Annotated in this window: 22 protein-coding genes; 9 read left to right on the top strand and 13 right to left on the bottom strand. The window is 33.2% G+C overall.

Translation table 11 applies throughout. The features are described 5' to 3' along the window. Positions 1-10: 10 nt before the first annotated feature. The 6 genes from C7J89_RS07360 to ezrA form a co-directional block, all read right to left on the bottom strand. The gene (locus C7J89_RS07360) at positions 11-514 is read right to left on the bottom strand and encodes an RDD family protein (protein WP_232136069.1); all 504 of its coding nucleotides are present in this window, start codon (positions 512-514) and stop codon (positions 11-13) included. Positions 515-568: 54 nt separating this feature from the next. Next, positions 569-1561 carry a signal peptide peptidase SppA gene (gene sppA, locus C7J89_RS07355; RefSeq protein ID WP_103294669.1) on the bottom strand — a complete coding sequence of 331 codons (993 nt, stop codon included), beginning with the start codon at positions 1559-1561 and terminating at the stop codon, positions 569-571. A 130-nt stretch (positions 1562-1691) separates the two neighbouring features. Continuing rightward, on the bottom strand, positions 1692-2462 hold the full coding sequence (locus tag C7J89_RS07350) for a TSUP family transporter (protein WP_103294668.1): 771 nt from the start codon (positions 2460-2462) through the stop codon (positions 1692-1694). A 40-nt stretch (positions 2463-2502) separates the two neighbouring features. Further along, complete coding sequence (gene thiI / locus C7J89_RS07345; protein WP_103294667.1) at positions 2503-3726, bottom strand: tRNA uracil 4-sulfurtransferase ThiI; 1224 nt, start codon at positions 3724-3726, stop codon at positions 2503-2505. Continuing rightward, positions 3723-4859 (bottom strand): cysteine desulfurase family protein, encoded by a 1137-nt coding sequence (locus tag C7J89_RS07340; protein ID WP_103294666.1) that lies wholly within the window; start codon positions 4857-4859, stop codon positions 3723-3725. Before C7J89_RS07340 ends, thiI begins: the two co-directional genes overlap by 4 nt. A gap of 190 nt (positions 4860-5049) precedes the next feature. Beyond that, positions 5050-6750: a septation ring formation regulator EzrA gene (gene ezrA, locus C7J89_RS07335; RefSeq protein WP_103295525.1), complete on the bottom strand. Its 1701-nt coding sequence runs from the start codon at positions 6748-6750 to the stop codon at positions 5050-5052. 213 nt (positions 6751-6963) lie between these two features. Here ezrA and C7J89_RS07330 point away from each other — a divergent pair, with 213 nt between their 5' ends. From C7J89_RS07330 to C7J89_RS07315, 3 genes are all read left to right on the top strand, one after another. Next, the gene (locus C7J89_RS07330) at positions 6964-7434 is read left to right on the top strand and encodes a GAF domain-containing protein (RefSeq protein WP_103295524.1); all 471 of its coding nucleotides are present in this window, start codon (positions 6964-6966) and stop codon (positions 7432-7434) included. Positions 7435-7666: 232 nt separating this feature from the next. After that, complete coding sequence (gene rpsD / locus C7J89_RS07320; protein WP_103295522.1) at positions 7667-8269, top strand: 30S ribosomal protein S4; 603 nt, start codon at positions 7667-7669, stop codon at positions 8267-8269. Between the two features lie 99 nt (positions 8270-8368). Then, a complete protein-coding gene (locus C7J89_RS07315) occupies positions 8369-8893 on the top strand; it encodes a GNAT family N-acetyltransferase (RefSeq protein ID WP_103295521.1) in 525 nt (174 codons plus the stop codon). Between the two features lie 27 nt (positions 8894-8920). On the opposite strand, the gene C7J89_RS07310 is transcribed toward C7J89_RS07315, so the two are convergent. Next, positions 8921-9655 carry a glycerophosphodiester phosphodiesterase gene (locus C7J89_RS07310; protein ID WP_103295520.1) on the bottom strand — a complete coding sequence of 245 codons (735 nt, stop codon included), beginning with the start codon at positions 9653-9655 and terminating at the stop codon, positions 8921-8923. An 82-nt stretch (positions 9656-9737) separates the two neighbouring features. Between C7J89_RS07310 and C7J89_RS07305 the strand changes: the two genes are divergently transcribed. The 3 genes from C7J89_RS07305 (at position 9738) to serA (ending at position 13118) form a co-directional block, all read left to right on the top strand. Further along, positions 9738-10178, top strand: a complete 441-nt coding sequence (locus C7J89_RS07305) for an SACOL1771 family peroxiredoxin (RefSeq protein ID WP_103295519.1) — start codon at positions 9738-9740, stop codon at positions 10176-10178. 170 nt (positions 10179-10348) lie between these two features. Beyond that, positions 10349-11509 carry a pyridoxal-phosphate-dependent aminotransferase family protein gene (locus C7J89_RS07300; RefSeq protein WP_103295518.1) on the top strand — a complete coding sequence of 387 codons (1161 nt, stop codon included), beginning with the start codon at positions 10349-10351 and terminating at the stop codon, positions 11507-11509. Next, on the top strand, positions 11502-13118 hold the full coding sequence (gene serA, locus C7J89_RS07295) for a phosphoglycerate dehydrogenase (RefSeq protein ID WP_103295517.1): 1617 nt from the start codon (positions 11502-11504) through the stop codon (positions 13116-13118). The genes C7J89_RS07300 and serA overlap by 8 nt, the downstream gene beginning before the upstream one ends. Positions 13119-13256: 138 nt before the next feature. Here serA and C7J89_RS07290 read toward each other — a convergent pair whose 3' ends face one another. From C7J89_RS07290 to C7J89_RS07280, 3 genes are all read right to left on the bottom strand, one after another. Then, positions 13257-14378, bottom strand: coding sequence for an HAD family hydrolase (locus C7J89_RS07290; RefSeq protein ID WP_103295516.1), 1122 nt, complete (start codon positions 14376-14378; stop codon positions 13257-13259). Positions 14379-14481: 103 nt separating this feature from the next. Continuing rightward, entirely contained in the window at positions 14482-15960 is a 1479-nt protein-coding gene (gene nagE / locus C7J89_RS07285) for an N-acetylglucosamine-specific PTS transporter subunit IIBC (protein WP_103295515.1), read from the bottom strand. Between the two features lie 166 nt (positions 15961-16126). Then, complete coding sequence (locus C7J89_RS07280; RefSeq protein WP_061854426.1) at positions 16127-16747, bottom strand: lysophospholipid acyltransferase family protein; 621 nt, start codon at positions 16745-16747, stop codon at positions 16127-16129. Positions 16748-16920: 173 nt separating this feature from the next. Between C7J89_RS07280 and C7J89_RS07275 the strand changes: the two genes are divergently transcribed. After that, a complete protein-coding gene (locus tag C7J89_RS07275; protein WP_103295514.1) occupies positions 16921-18216 on the top strand; it encodes a S1C family serine protease in 1296 nt (431 codons plus the stop codon). 86 nt (positions 18217-18302) lie between these two features. Here the strand turns inward: C7J89_RS07275 and tyrS are convergent, their stop codons facing one another. After that, the gene (gene tyrS, locus C7J89_RS07270) at positions 18303-19565 is read right to left on the bottom strand and encodes a tyrosine--tRNA ligase (protein WP_103295513.1); all 1263 of its coding nucleotides are present in this window, start codon (positions 19563-19565) and stop codon (positions 18303-18305) included. Between the two features lie 396 nt (positions 19566-19961). Here tyrS and C7J89_RS07265 point away from each other — a divergent pair, with 396 nt between their 5' ends. Next, a complete protein-coding gene (locus tag C7J89_RS07265) occupies positions 19962-20831 on the top strand; it encodes a biosynthetic peptidoglycan transglycosylase (RefSeq protein ID WP_103295526.1) in 870 nt (289 codons plus the stop codon). A gap of 68 nt (positions 20832-20899) precedes the next feature. On the opposite strand, the gene C7J89_RS07260 is transcribed toward C7J89_RS07265, so the two are convergent. After that, positions 20900-22567 carry a formate--tetrahydrofolate ligase gene (locus tag C7J89_RS07260; protein ID WP_103295512.1) on the bottom strand — a complete coding sequence of 556 codons (1668 nt, stop codon included), beginning with the start codon at positions 22565-22567 and terminating at the stop codon, positions 20900-20902. Between the two features lie 214 nt (positions 22568-22781). Then, positions 22782-24491, bottom strand: coding sequence for an acetate--CoA ligase (acsA, locus tag C7J89_RS07255; RefSeq protein ID WP_061854422.1), 1710 nt, complete (start codon positions 24489-24491; stop codon positions 22782-22784). Between the two features lie 173 nt (positions 24492-24664). Here acsA and C7J89_RS07250 point away from each other — a divergent pair, with 173 nt between their 5' ends. Beyond that, complete coding sequence (locus C7J89_RS07250; RefSeq protein ID WP_103295511.1) at positions 24665-25297, top strand: GNAT family N-acetyltransferase; 633 nt, start codon at positions 24665-24667, stop codon at positions 25295-25297. The last annotated feature ends 13 nt before the right edge of the window (positions 25298-25310 follow it).

Below are 25310 nucleotides of genomic sequence, written 5' to 3'. Positions count from 1 at the left end.
TGCATAAAAATTATTTCAAATAAAATAATTTTTCGAATTTATTTTTAATTACGACGGTTTCTGCGAAATAATCATGTATGCCTTTGTGTTTTTTTGTGAAAATTGTTACTAGATACAATATATTACCGAAAACACCACAGACAATGCGACCAATCCATTCTCTAAAAAGGATGTCTGACCATGTCAAAGTCTGTCGATCCTCACGTTCTACCCTTATATTGCATATCATTTTCCCTAAAGTTTGTTGGAAGAAACGAGTGAGCAATACAAAATATAAATAAAACACAATTGCATCTAGTATGTGGCCAACACTAAAATAATTTATCCAAATTTTTATATCATCTATCTTAGTAAAATGATAAATAGGCTTTAAAATTAAACTGTGTACGCCAAATATGACGAGTAAATCAATGAGGAAGCTCCAGAAACGTATGCCAAAGCCTGCATATATTGATTTGACCATTTGTTCATGTATTAATGCTTCGGATACAGCTTCATTGGAGGTAGATTGTATATCATTTCTTTCTTGAGTGCCGTTAGTTTCAATTTGTGTAGTCAATTTAACCACCTACCCTTCGTATAAATACATTGGTTTAGCTTTAGAGTCATTAGTAATAACAGATTTAATATCTTTTATATCACTTCTAAACTGTTTAACAGTTGATTTAGCACTGAATATAGTAGAGAAAATATTACCACTATCACTATACTCAAAGACTTCCGCGTTTTTAGCATGAATATCTTTTTTCAATGCTGATATTGCTTCATTTTGGTAACCAATATTATCAATTAAGCCATTTTCTTTTGCCTGTTGCGCACTGTATACACGGCCGTCTGCTAATTTCCTTACTTTTTTCTCAGACATGTGACGTCCATCTTTAACAATATTGACGAAACGATCAAAGCTATCGTTTAACATTGATTGTAAAATATTTTTTTCATCGCTTGTCATAGGACGAGAACTGCTCAAGATATCTTTATGTGCACCTGATTTAATAACATTTTCTTTAACGCCTAGTTTTTTCTGTAAACCAGAATAATCAACATTAGACATGATGACACCTATTGAGCCAACCATAGACTGTGGTCCTGCATAAATTTTATCCGCAGGGGCAGAAACATAATAACCGCCAGATGCAGCTAAACTTTCCATATGTACATAAACTTTTTTACCCTTTTTCTTAATTTGTTTAATCTTGTTGTAAATTTCATCACTAGGATATGTGCCACCGCCGGGAGAGTTAATCGTTAATAAGACACCTTTTACAGATTTGTCTTTTTTGACATTTTCTAATTGTTTCATAAATGCATCGTGATCATAACCACTCCCGCCAAATAAACCACCGTCTGATTCATCTGAAATTTCACCATTTAGTGTTAAATGAGCGATTCGTTTTGATGAACTTCCTTGTTGTTCCGTTTTTTCTGTAAACGGATCACCACTACTAGAACTACTATTTGAAATAAAGGAACTAACGATAGCACTTATTGAACTTACAGTAATACCACCTAATATAACAACTACAGCTAAAATGATGGCAATCACTCTTTTTTTAGACATTAAGATACACCCCAAAATTAAGATTTGTTGTTTCTTTGTTTACATATTCTTACTATATCAAACAATATACTAAAATATAGTGTAAAAAAAGAACTTATTATAAAAATAAGTTCTTTTATTTTATATTGAATTAAAATGTTTGAGCTATATAATCGTACGCATTTTTTAAAATCAAAACAGCCGTGACGACAACGAATAATACTTTTACGTATCCTACGCCTTTATTTATAGCAAACATTGCCCCTACATATGAACCTGCTATCATGCTTAAAGCCATGATAATACCAATAAAGTAATCTACATGCCCTAAACAAATAAATAATAATAGCGCGCCTAAATTCGATCCAAAATTTAATACCTTTGCGTTCCCGGCAGCACTTAAAAAATCAAAACCAAACATTAATAAAATAAATAGTAAGAACGAACCCGTTCCACCACCTAAAAAGCCATCATAAAAACCAATGATGCTAATTAAAGAGGTAAACAAAATCGCTTTAGCTATCGTTAATTTATTAAATGTGCGAATACTGCCCCAATCTTTACGAATCAAAGTATATATCAGCACGATAGTTAGTATGACGATAACTATTGGTTTTAATAAGTCTGCCGGTAAAAATGTTGCCAGACTCGAACCGATTATCGAGAAGATAAAGACAAATGGCAATAATTTTCCAACTAATGCTAAATCGACTTTTCTTGCTCTAATAAATCTAATGGCACTCGTCATTGTACCGAATACGCTTGCTAATTTATTCGTACCTAATGCAATTGAAGGTGGTAAGCCTATAGCTAATAAAGTCGGAATAGAAATTAATCCACCCCCACCTACCACTGCATCGATAAATGCCGCTAAAAATCCTAACGCTATGACAATTAATATAATTGATATATCCCAATCCATAGTTGTCGTCCCCTTTGTCTATTATATATGTGTATTAAGGTTAAAATAAGTCTTCAATTATCGCGCTAGTTTCCGCTTCTTTGTCACTTTGATAATCTTTAGTTATTGTCAGTGTTTCAATATTCGCTACAGCGTTATCTATCATTTCTTCAAAATCAAAGACACTTTCATATTTTACGACTTTTTCAAAATCAGGTTCTGTAACAGGGTTTTTAGGTGTAAAAATTGTACAACAATCTTCATATGGTTGAATTGAAACATCAAACGTGCCAATATTTTTGGCTTTCTTCACAATCTCTTCTTTATCTAAAGTTAAGAGTGGACGTAATACTGGTGTTGAAGTGACATGATTGATTGCATACATACTTTTAAGTGTTTGACTTGCAACTTGTCCTAAATTTTCACCATTAACGATTGCATGTGCACCGATTTTATGAACTAATTTATCGGCAACTTGCATCATCATACGACGTGTAGATGTCATCGTATATCGTTCGTGTACGACTTTATTAATTTGTTTTTGTAATTCTGTAAAAGGCACAATGTGTAATTTAATTGGACCTACATGCTGAGATAATATGCGAGTCAGTTCAATCACTTTATCTTTTGCTTTTTCACTCGTAAATGGTGGACTGTGGAAATGGATTGCTTCTATTGTTACACCACGTCGCATTACTTCCATAGCAGCAACTGGAGAATCGATCCCGCCAGAAAGCATTAATAATGTCTTGCCCCCTGTGCCTACTGGTAGCCCACCTGCACCTTCAACCGTTAGATCATAAATATAGATAGCATCTATTCTAACTTCTACTTTAATTTCATGATCTGGTTGCTTTACGTTTACACTAATTTGCTCATTATTTCTTAAAACGGCTCCGCCAACTTGACGTTGTAGTTCATAAGTATCAAGCGGGAAATTTTTATCTGCTCTTTTAACATCTATTTTAAATGTATCTCCCTTACGATAATTGCTAGCAAAGATACTTGCTTGTTGTTCAACTGCTTCTACGGTCTTTTCTACTTTCATAACAGGGCTTATAGAATAAATACCAAATATTTTAGACAAGCGTTCTATTATACCATCTATATCGGCTGTATCACCTAATTCAATATACATTCTATCTCTATTTGCTTTTATTTTTATATCGTTAAACGGCTTCAGTGATTTCTGTACATTTGTTCGTAATTGATTAACAAACATTTTTCGGTTAGCGCCTTTGAGCGTCAATTCGCCATATCTAACTAATAAATGATCATAAGTCATTTTAACAACTCCTTAACTTCTTCATAAACTTTTATAAATGTTTCTTTAAACTGACCAATATCTTCAGATGTTGTATTTGCTCCAAACGACAGTCGAATACTACCTTCAATATTTCTTTTAGCAATTCCCATACCTAAAAGGACTTCATTGAGTTCAGCTTTTTTTGAGGCACATGCGCTTGTAGTCGATAACATTACCTCGTCTTTTGAAAAAGCATTTACTAACACTTCTCCTTTAACACCGGGAAATGCAAGATTTAATATATGGGGTGCTGCATCATGTGGGGAATTGATATAAACACCTTTATACTCTCCTATAAACGTTCTCAACTCATTATTTAAAGCAGTTAACTGTTCATGTAACTGCGCTTGATTTTGAACAGCATATTTAATAGCTTTAACTATGCTTATATTGATGGGTAAATTTATCGTACCGCTTCTAACACCTAATTCTTGTCCGCCACCTTGCATTATCGGTTCTATTTGATGCACATTTTCGACAAGCAATATACCTTGCCCTTTCAAGCCATTAAATTTATGCCCACTCATACTTAAACTATGTACGCCTTCGAATTCCAATGGAACTTTCCCTATAGCTTGAACTGCATCAACGTGAAAATGCGCTTTAGGATACGCTTTAACGATACGTCCGATTTCAGCAATTGGCTGAATTTGACCCATAATATTATTAACGTGCATACATGTCACTAGTCCTACTTTATCAGACATTAAACTTTTTAAATGTTCTAAATCTATTTTTCCGTCTGAAGTAATATCGACAAATTTAATTTCAAAGCCTTGATTGCCTAGCGCACGTACTACTTCTAATACAGATGGATGTTCTAATACAGAAGTGATAATTTCAGGAGCGAACGCTTTTTTCTTTTTAGCTATGCCTTGAAGCGCAATATTATTAGATTCAGTTGCACCACTAGTAAATACGATATCGTATTTATTATTTAAATTTAACAACGTATTAATTTGTTGTTTAGCTTGTACTAAAAGCTGTTCTGCTTGTACGCCCGCTTTATGGGGGCTACTGGGATTAAAATATAATGTTTGATTCACCTTTAAAAAAGTATCCAACACGTCTTGATCTGGCTTAGTTGTAGCAGCATTATCGAGGTAAATCACCTTGTTCACTCCCTTAATATTTATTATTCATATCTATTAAAAAATATATAATTCTTCATTGAATGTTATATTTTAATCTTGTTATTCCTATATAAAAAGTCTACTAGAGCATTATACTATTTTTTGAAAAAATTAAAAGACACGAAATCGAAGTTTTCGATTCGTGTCTTTTAGTTAAGTTTATTGCTTATCAAGCGTGTTCTTGCGCAACTTGATCTTCAATTTGTTTAGCAATTCCTGGTTCAACGCTTTCTAAAGCTTGTTCAGCAATTTCTATGGCACGTTTATATCTATTATTTTTAAATAAACGTTCCGCTTCATTTAAGCTCTTATCAACATTAGTGTTGTCTTTTCTATAACGGTTGCCATATTGAATTAATTTTTCAGCATGAACAGCGTTTACTAAGACGTCATTAGCTTCGTCTTCAAACTTATTCATCTGTAAAACAACTTTAGATACTTTATCTTTTAAATGTTTAACATGAATTGGACGAACACTGAATTTTTTATTCACTTCGCGAACTTCATTATCAATTTCATTTTTCATGATAATAAATCGTTCCGGAACACTTGGTAAATTAGAAGCTAATAAGCGACGATAAACTTCTTCTTTCTTACCTTGTACACGTAAAATATTATCTTCTGCTTCAGCTTCATCTTCACGTAACTGAATAAGATGGTTTTGTAATTTTTCTTGTTTCTCGTTAATTACATCAACGTGTTTTTCAATGTATTTTAAGTTATCTTCTACTTCACTATATCGAACAGCTGATTTTGAAGTTTCGCGTAAAATATCATCGTATACGGCGATAAGGTTTTGAATCTCATTTTCAAACTGTCTAACATTTTGAACGTCAGTTTCGTTAATGTAATAATTTTCTCTTACATATTCGATTTCAGTTTGTAACGTATAGTTCATGTCTTTCGCTTTAAATAAATTATCTGTAATAATTTCTTTCGTTTCTTCAACATTGTTTTTAGATTTTACTTCATGTTCGATTAAATCATACATTTCATCTAAACGATCATTTATATTTACTAATTTATCATTTGCCTCATCAAGTTCCAATTTACTTATTAAAGGTTCAACAAAACTTAATTCAGTTTTCAATGTTTGTAATGTACTATCGATTTTCACATGATCTAAGTCATAACCTTCGACTTTCAAATCACGACATCCGTATTTTAAGTCTTGGAATTGACCCGGTAATTCTTTTTGAGCCTCTCTAATTAAGTCTGGAATTTCAGCCATGTCTTTTTTAAGATAATTCATATCTTCATTTAATGTTTTGATATGTTCATGCGCTTGTTTGTAATTTCCCTCTTCTTTTAGAGACTCATATGTTTTAATTTCAGGTTCGAAAGATTCAATTTCATTTTCTAAAGGACCTGCAGCTTCGCCAAATTGGTGACGGTTTGCAAGAACATCTCTTTTCATTTCACGATAATCATTTTTACATTCTTCATATAGTCTGTGACTATATTTATGTTGTTCTACGATTTCATCGATTTCTTGATCAGTTCTCTTATACTGTTCTTCATACTGATCCATTAATTCATGTGATTCATCAACTTCATTTTGAGCTTGAGAAAATTTAAATTTCTCTAAAAGACTTTCAGCATTATGAAGTTTTTCATCAACTGGTGCTAAATATTGTTCATGGCTGTCGTTCGCTTGTTTTTTATAATTATCGTATGTATCTTTCGTTTCGCCAGCGAATTTTAATTCTGTTAATTTAGACAAGCTTTCTTCATAAGGTAGCTCTTCAACCTTTAATCTTCTTTCTTCAGCTTGTTCAACAACGCGACTCTTATTTGAGCGCATATAAAACAATATACCGACAACAATCAGTATAATGACAATAATTGCTAAAATAATATATAGTACCATATATTTTCTCCTCCTATTTTATCATTTTTAATTATAACGTAAGTTACCCATTCATTAAAATAGAAAATAGATGAAATCTACAGAATATTTTATATTTATTGCAAAAGTGAGTTTTGACCATACATTTTGAGTTTAACTGCTTGAATCATTCTAGTATATAATATACTATTTGTGACTATATTAATCATTATATGTAAAGTGAGGTTCCCTATTATGACTGAAATAAAAACAACCAACTATAGTATGTTACAAAAGCAATTAACTGCTTTAATAGAAGATGAATCAAACCTCATTGCTATTTTAAGCAATAGTTCTGCTTTGTTAAATGATAATCTAGATCAAATCAATTGGGTAGGATTTTATTTAATAGAAAATAACGAACTTATTCTCGGACCTTTCCAAGGCCACCCTGCATGTGTACACATAGCAATAGGTAATGGCGTTTGCGGAACTGCAGTTGAACAAGACGAAACTCAAGTTGTTGCTGACGTAAATGCATTTCCTGGTCATATTGCGTGCGATGCCAACAGTAAATCTGAAATCGTTGTACCAATTCATGTTAACAACAAAGTTATTGGTGTTTTAGACATCGATGCCCCTATTCTTAATCGCTTTGATGATAACGATAAGCAACAATTAGAACAAGTTGTTACAATTATTGAAAGCCAATTAAATAATAAGTAAACCGTTAGTCAATATTTTGTATTGACACTTTGTAATAAACTGGTACAATGTACTTTGTGTGAATAAACGAAATTAGCAGTTGTATATTATTTGGCTCTATGTTGTTCCCAACGTGGACGTATCGTGTAACCATAGCTATGAGGTGAAGATACATAAAACAATATATCTAAATAAGCATACAACACTCTTTTTTGTTTTTTCATAACTACAAAAAAGAAGGAGGAGTCTTATTATGGCTCGATTTAGAGGTTCAAATTGGAAAAAATCTCGTCGCTTAGGTATCTCTTTAAGTGGCACAGGTAAAGAATTAGAAAAACGCCCTTACGCACCAGGACAACACGGTCCTAACCAACGTAAAAAATTATCAGAATATGGTTTACAATTACGTGAGAAACAAAAATTACGTTATTTATATGGAATTACTGAAAGACAATTCCGTAACACATTCGACGCTGCTGCTAAGCAACACGGTGTACACGGTGAAAACTTCATGCAATTATTAGCTGCTCGTTTAGACGCAGTTGTTTATTCATTAGGTTTAGCTCGTACTCGTCGTCAAGCACGTCAATTAGTTGGACATGGTCACGTTGAAGTTGATGGTAACCGTGTTGATATCCCATCTTACACTTTAAAACCAGGTCAAACTATCTCTATCCGTGAAAAATCACAAAACTTAAACATCATTGCTGAGTCAGTTGAAATCAATAACTTTGTACCAGATTACTTAGAATTTGACGCTGATAACTTACAAGGTAAATATATCCGCGTTCCAGAACGTAGTGAATTACCTGCTGAAATTAATGAACAACTTATCGTTGAGTACTACTCAAGATAATAAATTCAACACGAAAGCCGAGAAAATCTTTATTAGATTTTCTCGGCTTTTTACATATTGAGATTTATTGAGTATGCTTAGAGTAAAGGAGTGTTAAAAATGATAATTAGAGCATTAGAAGAAACCGATTTGCAGTTTGTTCATCATTTAAACAATGAATATTCTATAATGTCATATTGGTTTGAAGAACCCTACCAATCACTGAGCGAATTACAAACCTTATATAAAAAACATATTTTAGATGAATCTGAACGCCGTTTTATTATTGAAGAGGATAATGTTCGTTTTGGAGTTGTAGAACTTGTAGAGATAAATTTCGTTCATCGTAATTGCGAAATTCAAATTATTATCGATCCACAATATAGTGGTAAAGGTTATGCCAAAAGCGCATTTAAAATGGCCATTGACTACGCGTTTCTAGTATTAAATTTAAATAAAATATATTTATTTGTGGATGTTAACAATTCGAAAGCAGTACATATATACGAACGTAACAACTTTAAAATCGAAGGCACACTAAAAGAACATTTCTATACTAGAGGTTCCTATAGTGATTGTCATGTTATGGGGTTATTGAAAAAAGATTGGCATAAATCCGAAAATGATTTATCGCATATTAAATAGTTAAATTAATGCATCAGACATTACCGACTAGCAGTCACAAAAAATGTCTGGTGCATCTGTTATAATGCCATCAATATTTGTTTTTAATAGTTTAGAATGTATCGTTTTATCATTTACTGTATAAGGCATTACTTCAAGCTGATATTTATGTGCTAGCGTTACAAATTTTTTAGTTACTAATTTATAGTTCGGATTTAAAAAATGAGCAAATCGAGCAATCTTTTTAAAATTAGGTCGACGATACCAATATTTTTTAGCACTAATTAATACTCCTAATTTGTAATCTGCACCAGCCGCATTAATTTTCTCTATGCTTTCCATATTAAATGATTGAATAACAATGTTGGATGGTTTTACTCGAGCGTCTTTTAACTGAGTAAGTAACAGTTCTTCTATCCCTGAATATTGTTCGGGTTTTTTAATTTCAATTAATAACCTTTTATTATATTGAGTCGCAAGTCTTAGAACATCTTCAAATTGTAAAATAGATTGTCCACTAAATGATTCCCCTTTCCATTTACCATAATCTAATTGACGTAATTGTTCCAACGTGTAATCTTTTATTTTACCGGTACCATTTGACGTTCTGTCTACTGTATCATCATGAATTACTACGAGCTTATTATCTGCCGTTTTATGTATATCAATTTCTAAATAGTCGATATTTAATTGTAAGGCAGCCTCATAAGCTATTAATGTATTTTCTGGATATTTTATTGAAAGCCCTCTATGAGCTACAACTTTAATTTGGTTATTCGTCACTTTTCAGGCCTCTCTTCTTTCTTTCTTATACCGTGTACTCTAAAATAAAAATAACATATATTTTTATAAAGGAGCTATTATTATGGTTAAGCACGATTTTAAAGTAACAACAAAATGGCAAGGTGGTCGTGAAGCAGTTGGCGAAGTTGCTGGAGACGTTATTAGTGAACAAATTTCAATCCCTTCAGAATTAGGTGGAAATGGTCATGGTACGAACCCTGATGAATTGTTAGTAAGCGCTGCTTCTTCTTGCTATATTATTTCACTTGCTGCTGTGTTAGAACGCGCAGGTTTTAATAATATAACTATCGATCAACAATCTATAGGTACAGCTGTCTTTGAAAATAGTAAATTCAAAATGGAATCTATAACACATTTTCCTAAAATCAAAGTCGATAACCCTGAACAATTAGAAACAAAATTACCAAAATTATTAAAAATTGCAGACAATAATTGTATGATTTCTAATTCTATTCGTGGCAATGTACAAGTAAATATACAACCAAATATACTTAAACAATAAAAATTTTTAAAAAATTCATTCAATTTTAAAGAGACCTATTTAACAACAATGTAAACCCTTTCAAAACCGAAATTAAATACTAGTTTTCCTATCTAATATTCGATTTCCACTTTTATATTGTCAGAAAATTTGCTAAACTAAGAAAATCTTGAGTATCGGGGGGAAAAGTAATGAAGTATTATCATCCTTTATTGTTAACACCAGGTCCAACACCTGTACCTGACGAAATTTTACACGCAACACAACAACCAATGGTAGGTCACCGTTCTAGTGATTTTGAAGCTATTGCTAAAGAGGCGTTCCAAGCTATCAAACCTGTATTTGGTACTGCTAACGAAGTAATAGTTTTAACTTCTAGTGGTACGAGTGCTTTAGAAGCTAGTATGTTAAATATTGCAAATACTGATGATCACATAGTCATTATCGTTTCTGGTGCATTTGGTAATCGTTTTAAACAAATTGCCGAAACTTATTATAATAACGTACATATTTTCGAAGTTGAATGGGGTAAAGCAGTCAACGTGCCCGACTTTATAGATTATTTAAAATCAATTAATGGTGATGTTACTGCAGTATATTGTCAATATTGTGAAACATCAACAGCAGTTGTTCATCCAGTTGGTGAACTTGGAGCAGCATTAAAACAATTTAAAGAAGACATTTATTTTGTTGTTGACGGTGTTAGTTGTATCGGTGCTGTCGATGCAAACATGCAACGAGATAACATCGATGTTTTAGTTTCGGGTAGTCAAAAAGCAATTATGTTACCACCCGGTTTAGCATTTGTCGCGTACAATGATCGTGCAAAAGAAAGATTTAGTACTGTAACAACACCAAGATTTTATTTAGATTTAAATAAATATTTAAAATCGGTTGCTGAAAACTCTACACCTTTCACACCTAACGTAGCACTCTTTAGAGGCGTTAATGCATATGCTAACTTAGTAAAAGAAGAAGGATTTGATAATGTTATTAATCGTCACTATGCAATTAGAGACGGTTTAAGAGCAGCTTTAAAAGCATTAGATTTAGAGTTATTAGTTGAAGATGAATTTGCTTCACCTACTGTTACAGCCTTTGTACCAAACGATAAAGAAGAATTAGATTATATTAAAAATCAACTTAAACAACGTTTCAGTATTACTATCGCCGGAGGTCAAGGCCATCTAAAAGGACAAATTTTACGAATTGGACATATGGGACAAATTTCCCCATTCGATATTTTACAAGTCGTATCAGCTTTAGAACTTATCCTGACTGAACACCGTGGAGAGTCATACGTAGGTAAAGCAATTAGTCAATATATGGAGGTAGTAAAAGCTTATGTATAAAATTTTAGTATCAGATCCAATTTCTGCAGAAGGTTTATCAAGTCTTTATGAACATCCCAAATTTGATGTTACAAACAATACAGATTTATCAGAATCTCAATTGATAGAGGAAATAGCAAATTACGAAGGTCTTATAGTACGCAGTCAAACTCAAGTAACTGAAGACATTATTAAAGCTGCAACAAATTTAAAAGTAATCGCACGTGCAGGTGTAGGTGTTGACAACATTGATGTAGACGCAGCAACTAAAAATGGTATTATCGTTATTAATGCCCCAGATGGTAATACTATTTCTGCTACCGAACATTCAATGGCAATGATTTTATCAATGGCAAGAAATATCCCTCAAGCTCACAAATCATTGCAAGAAGGAAAATGGGACCGTAAAACTTATAGAGGTACTGAGTTATATAACAAAACACTAGGCGTTATAGGTGCAGGCCGTATTGGATTAGGCGTTGCCAAAAGAGCACAAAGCTTTGGCATGAAAATTTTAGCTTTTGACCCCTACCTATCTGAAGACAAAGCTAAAGAATTAGAAGTTACACGTGCTAGCGTAGATGAAATTGCTGAACAAGCTGACTTTGTTACAGTACATACACCACTTACGCCTAAAACAAAAGGTATTGTTGGTGCAGAGTTCTTTAGTAAAGCTAAGCCAAACTTACAAATTATTAATGTAGCTCGTGGTGGTATTATCGATGAAGAAGCACTATTAGATGCATTAAATCATGACAAGATTCAAAGCGCTGCAATCGATGTATTTGAAACTGAGCCAGCTACTGAATCTCCATTAGCAAATCATGAAAAAGTTATTGTAACACCTCACCTCGGAGCTTCAACAGTTGAAGCTCAAGAAAAGGTAGCTATTTCTGTTGCCAACGAAATTATCGATATTTTCGAAAATGGTAATGTCTTACATGCCGTAAATGCACCTAAGATGAGTTTCGACGATGCCAATGCAGAACTTAAACCATATATTGAATTAAGTAAATTAACTGGTGAAGTCGGTATTCAATTATTACAAAAAGCACCAAGAGAATTACACATAAAATACGAAGGTGATTTAGCCATTGATGACACTAGTTTAATTACGCGTACACTTGTAAGTGCTGTTTTAAGTCAAGACCTAGCAGAGCGCGTAAACCTAATCAATGCACTTGTGTTATTAAATGAACAAGGTGTTTCTTATAATATTGAGAAAAATGCTAAAAACGGCGGATTTAGTAATTACATCGAATTAACGTTAATCAATAAAGATAAACAAATTAAAATCGGTGCAACTGTATTAAATGGTTACGGTCCTAGAATTGTTAGAATTAACGACTACCCTGTTGACTTCAAACCTGAAAAAAATCAATTAGTTGTTAATCATACAGACAGACCTGGTATCGTTGGTAAAACAGGACAAATTCTTGGTGAATTTAATATTAATATCGCTTCTATGCATTTAGGACGTACCAACCAAGGTGGTAATGCACTAATTATTTTATCTGTGGATCACCCTGTGACTGAAGAAGTAATAGAAGCATTATATAAAATAGATGGCTTCCATTTAATCAGAAGTGTTCAATTAGATGTACCTTCTCAAAACGAGTACGATATTTAATTGCTAAGCATACAGTATTTTTACTGTATGCTTTTTTACTAACAACTGATTACTTCAATTTATTAATAGCCAAATTATATGCATACAACATAAAAAAACCATTCAAAATACTGAATGATTTTTAAACGGATATTCAATTTATAATAGAATACTTCTAATTTCACCGACATGATCGACGATGTAATCGGCCTCATAAGATTCTAACTCTGCTCTTGCATCTTGCCCTTTCAATCCAGTTAATGGCCCTATAAATGTTGCACCTATCGTCTTAGCACTTAATAAGTCTGCCAATGAGTCACCGACGATAAACACCTCGTCCTTATTCACACGATTCTCTTGGTTAGTCGCAAACTTTTTATAGTTTGATTGTTCATTACCATCTAACGTAGCTAAATAACTAAATGGATTGGGCTTTCCTAAAGGTTTTAGCTCTGGGTATAAGTCTTCGGCAATTAATACTTCGCTTGCAGTAACGATATGTTCATCTTCAAATAATTCTTTAATATTTATTGTTTCAAACGGTACAATCGTTTCCGTTCTTGGGCGACCCGTAGCAATTGCTATTTGATAACCCGCATCTTTTAAATCGCTTAATAATTGCTTAATTTCATCTACAGGTCTTAAAACAACCTCATCGTAAATATAGCCTTGTTTAAAAGTAGCTCTGTTTTCTTTTTGTTCTACTTCTTTAAATAATTTACAGCCTAAATACCATTCTTGATACACTTCTTGTGTTAATAGCCAAAATGGACTCTTTAATTCAAACAACTCGGTACGAGAAGTATTCAAAACATTTTGAGCATAAGCTATAAGTGCTTGATATATATGATCTTTACCAGGTTCTACGTCAGCTAGAAATGTTAAAGGGGCTTTAAAATCTAACTGGGTATTAGACACACTTGCACCAATTTCTTGTAACGTTTGTTGGCTAAATGTTTCTACGTTTAAAACCTTTTCTAATTGAGATAGTGACAACTGTTTACAAACTTCAATAAAATGTAATGCTGTAACTATAAATAGCATGTCCCAGTTTGAATTTAACCCTAATGATTTTAACTTAACTAAAATCTTATCGTGGTCAAATACAATGTCTCTTATTTTTTGTATGTCCTTATCGTTTAAATTTTGAAAATCAATGTTAGTATCAAGTCCTAGATAAGCCTTGTCCATTAAAATTTCATATGTAGTTAAAGCAGACACATCAAAGCATCTTTCCTCACTTAAAAAGACACCATCAACATCAAACAATACCGACTTCATTTACTTCCACTCTCCTATTCAGAAAATTCTGATACTATCTAATTCTACAATTTCATGTAAAAAAGAGCAAATGAATATTGCACATTTGCTCTTTAAATATTAGTTATTGATTATTCATTTGATTTTCTATTTCATCTGCAACCTGTTGCACATGTGTACCTATAATAACTTGGGTATTATGTTTACCACTTTTCGTAACACCAACGGCTCCAGCTGCTTTAATTTTTGCTTCGTCGATAATACTATTATCACTTAATTCCATACGTAATCGAGTCGCACAGTTTGTAAGTGATGTAATATTTTCTTTACCACCTAAACCAGATAGTATTTCTGATGCGCTATGTGAATATTTATTAGTCGCTTTTCCTTGTTCAGGCGTATCACCTGTAGTTGCGTTTTCTGATGCAGGATCTGGTAATAAGTTGTCTCCTCGTCCCGGCGTATTTAATTTTAATACTTTAATCGCAATTCTAAACACAACATAATAAATAATAAAGAATGCGACACCTTGAACGAGTAACATCAACGGATGATTGGCGTTTGGATTAATGAGTGACAATAAGTAGTCAATAAGCCCTGCACTGAAAGTAAAACCAGCAGTCCAATGGAACAGTGCGGCTATAAATAATGATAGACCTGTTAAAAATGCATGAATTACAAATAATACTGGTGCAACAAACATAAAGGCAAATTCAATCGGCTCTGTTACACCTACAAAAAAGGCAGAAATTGCACCTGCTAGCATTAAACCATACACACGTTTTTTCTGTTTTGATTCAGCGGTATGATACATTGCTAATGCAGCTGCAGGAATTCCAAACATCATAACTGGGAAAAAACCAGCCATATATCTACCTGTAACACCTTTCACTGCACCCTGTCCTGTTTGGAATTTTGCAATGTCGTCTACACCAGCAATGTTAAGCCAAAATACCGAATTTAAAGCGTGATGAAGTCCTGTTGGTATTAACAAACGATTAAAGAAACCATATAAGAAAGCACCAATTGGACCAAAATCTATAATCCATTTACCAAACGCTACAATACCACCATATACGTACGGCCAGACAAAGAGTAATGCTACGGTTAAAAATAAACTAAAGAATGCAGTTAATATTGGTACTAATCTCTTACCACTAAAGAATGACAAAGCCATTGGTAATTCAGTATCGCTAAACTTATTGTAAGTATAAGCAGCGATTAAACCAATTAACATGCCGACGAAAACATTAGCATTATCCATATGTGTAAATGCTTCGTTTACATTTGATGATTTTATACCTAATAATGGTGCCAATTTTTCTGGGCTTAATACAGTGGTAGTTAAAAAGAATCCTACAACAGCGGCTAACGCAACTGCACCATCATTCTTTTTAGCCATACCTAATGCGACCCCGACCGCAAATAACACGCCAAGTTGGTCTAAAATACTCGTCCCTGCATTCATGAAAAATGTAGCAACAACGGGCCATAACTTTAACGCGTTTAATGCATTACCTATCCCAACAATAATTGCTGCAGCAGGAAGTACAGCAATGGGTAACATCAACGATCTCCCTAATCGTTGTAAGAAATTAAACATAGATAGTCCCCCTTTTTATAATTGCTCAAAAAATAACCACGTATACAAAATATACGTGGTTGTCGCTGTTTACAGTACGTCTTTGTACAATTACATAGTAACATAACTCTTTTAAAATTCGTATTATTAATTGTATTTATATAAATTGGACTTTTAAAAATTGTTATTACTTGTTATTAACAGATTCATTTAATTCCAATTGTAATTGTCGTGTACTATTTTCTAATTGTTTTGTTAAATATTCTAGCTTTTCATTTCTCTTCATAGATTTTGGTAAATCTTTAGTTTCTATTGGTTCACCAAATTTAATATGTGCATGTCCTGTAATTAACCCTAAAATATTTTTAGGACCAACATAAGCAGCTGGTAAAATAGGCGCACCACCCATCATTGCAATTGTAACGGCACCTCTTTTTAGCGGTGCATCTTCAGTTAGTTGTCTACGTTGACCTGTAGGGAAAATACCAACCGTTTTATTTTCTTTTAATAACTTAATTGGTTTTTTTAAAGTACTTGGTCCCGGATTTTCACGATCTACTGGAAATGCATTTAGTGAAAGTAAAAAATTCCCAAATAATTTATTTTTAAACAGTTCTTTCTTTGCCATATAATGTATTTGTGTCGGGAAAATAGACATCCCTAACATAATGACTTCGTTATAACTTTCATGTGTACATGTAGCAACGTATTTATTCAATTGCGGAATATTTTCTTTACCATGTACAGTTAGTGATTTACTTACTTTTACTATTATAAAATATAAAATAGAACTTATTACTTTATACATACGTTCACCTACTTTTTTAGCCTTTTGTTACCTAATAGATTTTATCATTTAGTTCGTCCTCAAACAAGAAAATTAAGAAATAGCACTCAGACTAAAGTTGTACTGCAAGATACTAGCAAAACATTGTAAAAACTATATAATATAAACATAGCGTATAGATTGGGAGGAAAATCATGTCAGAATATAATAAAGATAATCAACAAACAAATTTATCAAACAACTCAGAACAAAATAGCTATAGCTATGAACAACCACGGCATAGATACAAACCAAAATTCCCTTGGTTCAAAACGATTATAGTAGCGTTAATTGCTGGTATTATTGGTGCTATGATTGTATTAGGTATCGGTAAACTGCTTAACAATACTGGCTCGGAACACAATGGATCGTCAGTACAAGAAGCATCTAATAGTAAAGGTGGCAATACATTAGATGGTAAAAATGACCAACACTCATCAATTAATAAAATGATTAACGATGTGTCACCTTCAATTGTCGGAGTCATCAATATGCAAAAAGCACAAAACTTAAATGACTTACTCGAAGGAAAATCTTCGAAATCACAAGAAGCCGGCGTTGGTTCAGGCGTCATCTATCAGAAAAATGATAAATCTGCATATATCGTAACGAATAATCATGTTATTGATGGTGCAAGCGATATTAAAGTACAACTACATAACAACAAACAAGTAAGTGCAAAATTAGTTGGTAAAGACGCATTAACAGATATTGCCGTGTTAAAAATTAATCATACAGAAGGTACTAAAGCTATAAAATTTGCAAACTCATCTAAAGTAAAAACTGGAGATAGCGTATTTGCAATGGGTAATCCATTAGGATTGGAATTTGCTAATTCAGTAACTTCAGGTATTATATCAGCAAGTGAACGTACAATTGATACGCAGACGGCTGCAGGAGCTAACAAAGTAAATGTCTTACAAACTGATGCAGCAATTAACCCTGGTAATTCTGGTGGTGCTCTAGTAGATATTAACGGTAACCTCGTGGGTATTAACTCAATGAAAATTGCAAATGAGCAAGTTGAGGGTATTGGATTCGCCATTCCAAGTAATGAAGTTAAAGTTACGATTAAAGAGCTTGTTGAAAAAGGTAAAATTGAGCGACCATCTATTGGTATCGGTTTACTAAATCTAAGTGAAATCCCTGACAATTATAAATCAAAATTAGATACTAACCGTAAAGATGGTGTTTACGTTGCCAAGGTGGATAGTGATAATGGACTTAAAGAAGGCGATATTATCACAAAAATTGATAACAAAACGGTAAAAGAAGATACAGATTTAAAATCTTATCTTTATCAACACAAAAAGCCTGGCGAACAAGCAAAACTAACAATTGAACGTAAAGGCGAAACAAAACAAGTTAACGTCACATTAAAAAAACTTAAAACAACATCTAAATCTACACAATCGAGTGATGATAACAATCATGCAAATCCCTTCGAGTAGATAACATTCATACAAAACAAAAGCACAACATTCAACTGTATCACAGTATGAATGTTGTGCTTTTTAATGTGTCATGGCTATTCTCTTTATTTAAAGTTAACCATAAAGTATTTCTTTTTACCGCGTCTTATAATTGCAAACGCATTGTCAATTTTGTCTTCTGTTGTTAATTCATAATTTACATCTTGTTGACGTTCACCATTAATATAAATAGCGCCATTTGTTACGTCTTCACGTGCTTGGCGTTTAGAAGATGAAATACCACTTTCAACAATTGCTTCAACAATATTAGTCGTTGCATGACTAAGCTCAACTTGTGGTACATCTTTAAACCCTTCTTTTAATTCTTGAGCAGATAAAGCTTTTAAATCGCCACTAAATAAAGCCGCTGAAATACGTTGCGCATCTTCTAATGCAGCCTTACCGTGAATGAATTCAGTTACATTTTCTGCTAATGCTTTTTGAGCTTCACGTAAGTGTGGTGCTTCTTCTAGAGATTGTTGTAACTTATCAATTTCTTCTTTGCTTAAGAAAGTAAAGTATTTTAAGAATTTAATAACATCATCGTCTTTAGTATTAATCCAGAATTGGTAAAATTCGTAAGGACTTGTTTTATCAGCATCTAACCAGACTGAACCACCCTCTGATTTACCAAATTTTTTACCATCTGCTTTAACTACTAATGGGATTGTTAGACCATATGACTCACGATCGCCATACATACGACGCATTAATTCGATACCACTCGTAATATTACCCCATTGGTCTGAACCACCAATTTGTAATTTACAATTATGTTCTTTGTTCAAATGTCCGAAATCTATGGCTTGTAAAATTGTGTAAGTAAATTCAGTAAATGAAATACCGTTTTCTAATCTTGTTTGAATAGAATCTTTACCTAGCAAGTAGTTAATACCGACATGTTTACCATAATCTCTTAAGAAACTAATAAGTGAAATTTGTTCTAACCAATCTTTGTTATTTACTAAAATTGCACCTTGGTCTGTTCCAAATTCAAATAGTTTATGCATTTGTTTGCTAATACCTTGCACATTTTTTTCTACTTGTTCTTCGGTTTGTAAAACACGCTCTTCAGATTTACCTGATGGATCCCCTACCATGCCTGTGCCACCACCAATTAAAACAATTGGACGATGTCCATATTCTTGGAAACGGCGTAATGTTAACATCGGCAATAAGTGGCCAATATGTAAACTATCCGCAGTTGGGTCAGCACCACAGTATAAAGAAACTTGCTCTTTATTTAATAATGTTTCTAGACCTTCTTCATCTGTTTGTTGATAAATAAGGCCTCTCCATTTTAAATCTTCTAATAATGCACTTGTCATACTATCAACCTCCTATTTTCTGTAGATATTATTTTAGTATTAAATGAAATCTGTAGATAAACGAAAAAACGCCCTTACATTAACATGTAAGGGCGCTCGCGCACGGTACCACCAAACTCTAAGTCTAACAACTTTATTAATGATACGTTCATTAACTTAAACGTTGGATTATGTTTAAAACATTAATAAGGTGTATTCGCTTTAATTTAATTAATAGTTCGCACCAACCACTATTTCTCTGAAAATTAATATTAAAGTTACTTTTCCTTTAATCCAAAATAATATCGAATTGAATATAATTATAAGTAAAGCTATTTTAAAAGTCAATATCGAAATGTGTTATAATGATTTCGTTGACAGGAGGTGCAGCCAAAGTTGGAAAACGATCAATACGATATGAATACTTTAACTAAATTTGAAGTTATTTATAAAAAAATAAAACATATATTCGTAGCTTTATTCGTCATTGTGGCGTCTATTAGCGTCATTGTGTTGGCTGCATCTGTATTATACTTTAGTCATCTAACAAAAGATGCCACCCATATGTCTGATAAAAAACTAAAAGCTGAACTGTTGGATTTCCCTGGGAGCGAAGCGCTTCACAATCGCAATCGTGATATTTTAACAGCTTTCGATCAATCGGATAACACTTTAATTGTTGGACCTAAAAGCGTAAACAATACGGTGATTAAAGCACTAACGTCATCGGAAGATAGTTTGTATTTTAAACATAACGGTATATTGCCTAAAGCTTTGTTAAGAGCAGTATTTCAAGATGTCTTTAACACACAAATCTCGTCTGGCGGTAGCACAATTACCCAACAATTAGTCAAAAATCAAGTTTTAACAAATAAGAAAACCTATTCGCGTAAGGCTAATGAATTGGTTTTAGCGATGCGTACTGAAAAGCTATTTACCAAAAAAGAAATTTTATATATTTATTTGAACATAGTCCCATTTGGCAGAGATTATAATGGCGCTAATATTACAGGTATAGCCTCCGCTTCGTTTAGTTTATTTGGTAAATCTCCTAATAATCTTACCGTTGCAGAGTCTGCATATATAGTTGGTTTATTACAAAGCCCCTATTATTATACGCCTTATAATTCCGATGGTTCTTTAAAGACACAAGCGCAATTATCTATCGGCTTAAACCGACAGCATTATGTATTAAGACGTATGTTAGTAGAAGATAAAATTACGCATAAACAATTTAAAACAGCAGAAAAAGAAAATATTAAAGCTAACTTAAGAACAAATAATTAATAAAAAACACACGGCTCTATATAATACAGAGCTGTGTGCTTTATATATTAAAACATATTGTCTATTACTTAGAATAAGCCTTTCGCATGTCCATCTTCAGTTACATCCATATTAAGTGCAGCTGGTTTTTTCGGTAATCCTGGCATCGTCATTATCGCACCAGTAAGCGCGACGATAAAGCCTGCACCTGTTTTCGCTTCTAATTCACGAATTGTAATTTCAAAATCACTTGGTGCGCCAAGTTGTGTTTGATCATCTGAGAAAGAATATTGTGTTTTAGCCATACAAACTGGATATTTGTCCCATCCATTTTCTTTAAATGAAGCCAATTGTTTTTGTGCTTTACTTGTAAATGAAACACCTTTACCACCGTATATTTCTTTTACAATCGTCTCGATTTTTTCTTCAATTGGTAAATCTAACTCATATAAATGTTTAAATGATTGTGGTTCATCGATAACTTCTAATACATTTTGTGCTAATGATTCACCACCAGCACCACCTTTTTCCCATACTTCAGTTAATGCTAGTCTTACACCTTTTTCTTTAGCCCATTGTTGCACGAATTCAGTTTCAGCATCTGTATCGTGAATAAAGGCATTTAAGGCTATTACAGGTTCAACCCCATACTTTTTCACATTATCTACGTGACGTTCTAAATTGACGATACCTTGTTTAACCGCTTCGACATTTTCAGCTTTCAAATCATCTTTAGGTACACCACCGTGCATTTTCAACGCTCTTATAGTCGCAACTACTACAACTGCAGAAGGTTCAAACCCTGCTTCTCTTGCTTTAATGTTCATGAATTTTTCGGCACCTAAATCAGAACCAAAACCTGCCTCAGTAACTACCACATCGGCTAAGTCTCTCGCAGTTTCCGTAGCTAAAACGGAGTTACAACCATGCGCGATATTTGCGAATGGCCCTCCATGTACTAATGCTGGTGTGCCTTCAATCGTTTGAACAAGGTTTGGTTTTATTGCATCTTTTAAAATCATTGCCAACGCGCCTTCTACTTTTAGATCAGCTACTGTTACTGGTTTACGAGAACGAGTATAGCCAATAGTAATGTTACTGATTTTAGTTCTTAAATCATCAATACTTGTTGCTAAACATAAAATAGCCATGATTTCTGAAGCTACAGTAATATTAAAACCATCTTCACGAGGGATACCTTGTGTTGGTCCACCAAGGCCTACATTCACTTGTCTTAAAGCACGGTCGTTCATATCTAACACGCGCTTCCATTCAATACGGCGTTGATCAATTTCCAATTCATTCCCATGATGCATGTGGTTATCTATAAACGCTGACAGAGCATTATTTGCCGTAGTAATGGCATGGAAGTCTCCATTGAAATGTAAATTAATATCTTCCATAGGTAAAACTTGTGCATAACCACCGCCAGTCGCGCCACCTTTAATACCAAATATTGGCCCGAGTGCAGGTTCTCTTAATGCGACCATTACTTTTTTCTTTAATTTATTTAATGCATCAGCTAAGCCAACAGTTACAGTAGATTTACCTTCACCAGCAGGCGTAGGGCTCATTGCAGTCACTAATACGACCTTACCCTTTTCTTCATTTTTGTTGATCTTATTAATATCAACCTTTGCTTTATATTTTCCATATTGCTCTAGTGCATCTTCGTCGATATTCACCTTTTGAGCAATCTCAGTAATAGGTTTTAATGTTGCATTGTTTGCAATCTCTAAATCAGATAAATGTGCCACTTAAAATCCCCCTTAGTTTGGTATAGTAAACAGTAACAAAATTAGAGAGTTAGTCCTCTATATTTATATTATCGAACTACCCTCACTTTGTCGACGGTTTAGGTAGCGCTTACATAGAATATTCATATTTTTATATGTTAAAGCACATAAAAAAGAACACTACCTATATAAGGTAGCGTTCTGTTACGACTTCAATAGCCATAAGTTTCTATAATTAATCTTCCATCGTACTTAAATCGCCTTCTGGTAAATCTAGTTCCCAGGCTTTAAGTACACGTCTCATAATTTTACCTGAACGTGTTTTTGGAAGTTTGTCTTTGAATTCAATTTCTCTAGGCGCAGCATGTGCAGCTAAACCTTCTTTAACAAAGACACGAATTTCTTCTTTTAACTCATCGCTAGGTTCATAGCCAGGTTTTAAAGCTACGAATGCTTTAATAATTTCGCCACGTACTGAATCAGGTTTACCAATTACACCAGCTTCAGCTACCGCATCATGCTCAACTAGTTTTGATTCTACTTCGAATGGACCTACACGTTCACCGGCAGTCATAATTACGTCATCGACACGACCTTGGAACCAGAAATATCCATCCTCATCTTTGTATGCAGAATCACCTGAAACATACCAATCACCAATAAAGTATGAATCATATTTTTCAGGATTTTTCCAAATTGAATGCATCATTGAAGGCCAACCTTTTTTCAATGCTAAGTTACCCATTCTATTTGGTGGTAATTCGTTACCTTGATCATCCACAATAGAAGCTTCTACACCTGGAAGAGGTTTACCCATTGAACCTAATTTAACATCCATTGAAGGATAGTTTACGATCATATGGCCACCAGTTTCAGTCATCCACCAAGTATCTAATACACGTTTACCAAACACATCATATGCCCATTTAATTACTTCTGGGTTTAATGGTTCACCTACTGATAAAATACTTTTTAGTGATGATAAATCATATTTTTTAATAACGTCATCGCCAGCACTCATTAACATACGTAATGCTGTTGGCGCTGTGTACCAAATCGTTACTTTAAATTCATCTATCATTTTATACCAAGCTTCTGGTGAGAAACGTCCACCTGCGATACAGTTAGTCGCACCATTTAACCACGGACTAAATACACCATAAGAAGTACCAGTTACCCAACCTGGATCTGCTGTACACCAATAAACATCATCGTCAGTTAAATCTAATACATATTTCCCTGAAATGTAATGTACTAACATAGCTTTTTGTACATGTAATACACCTTTAGGTTGGCCAGTTGAACCTGAAGTATAATGTAAAATTAAACCATCATCTTCGTTTAACCATTCAGTATCAAATTCATTACTAGCCGTTTCCATTTCTTTATTGAAATCAACGTAGTCACTATCTACATTGTCATCTACAACTATAATTTTTTCTAAATTAGGTAATTTATCTTGTGGAATTCTAGGTAATAAATCATTAGTTGTAACAATAACTTTAGCGTCACTGTTGTCTAATCTATCACCTACCGCTTTTTCCATAAATGCTTCAAATAATGGTCCAACAATGGCACCAATTTTTAAAATACCTAAAAAGGCAAAATATAATTCAGGTGTTCTAGGCATAAAAATAAATACTCTATCACCTTTTTCTACATTTGCCTTATCTTTAAGGACGTTAGCCGCCTTATTAGAATAATCTTTCATATCACTGAAAGTATAACTTTCTTTACGCTCATCATCTTTATAATATAAAGCGACTTTATCTCCTTTACCGTCATCAACATGGCGATCGATACATTCATGTGCCATGTTCATTTTGCCAGTTTGATACCAAGAAAATTCTTTCTCTACCTCTTTCCAATCGAAGTTGTTATATACTTCTTCGTAATTTGGTAGATTGAAATTTCCTTGTTCCCCTTTATATACATCTACTTTCATTATGAAATCCCCCTTAAAGTGAAATCGCTTTCTCAAAATTCATTATATCTAAAATATACCCAATTTTCAAAAAAATAAAAGTGTATTTTATTGTGTTAATTTACAATACTATCAATTATAATAATCATTAATAATAATTGTTATAATATATATAAAGGTGGTGGATAAAAAATATGGAGCACAAAAAAACATATGTGAAGCAATCATATGACATTGATAATAACCAATATATTATTGAAGGACCAGTGCCTATACAAGATTTAGAGCATATGACTTTTGATGAAGGTTTACATTCATTTAGATATCCAAATGAACAATTTGAGGCCATCAAAGAAATTAGCGAATTACCAGAAGGAAGAATTTTTGTTTTAAGAGATAAACAACATATTATTGGCTATGTCACTTATCATTATCCAGATCCATTAGAACGTTGGTCTAGTGGCAAGTTACCATACCTAATTGAACTCGGTGCTATCGAAATTAGTTTGCCTTATCGTTATTTGCATTTAGGTACAGAATTAATTAAATTAAGTCTGTCTCAAGACGAAGTAGAAGATTATATTATTATAACAACTGAATATTATTGGCATTGGGACTTAAAAAACTCTGGACTAGACGTTTATGAATATAAAAAATTAATGCAAAAATTAATGGGATATGGGGGCCTTGAAGTTTTTGCAACTGATGATCCAGAGATAACAAGTCATCCAGCAAATTGTTTAATGGCGAGAATTGGTTCTCGTATTTCGATTAAACAATTACAAGACTTTGATGATATTCGCTATATGAATCGCTTTTTCTTTTAAAGGGGAGAAATTT

The organism is Staphylococcus kloosii (assembly GCF_003019255.1).
GTDB lineage: Bacteria > Bacillota > Bacilli > Staphylococcales > Staphylococcaceae > Staphylococcus > Staphylococcus kloosii.
The sequence above is the reverse complement of the archived record's forward strand: the minus strand, read 5'-3'. Positions and strand labels throughout refer to the sequence as shown.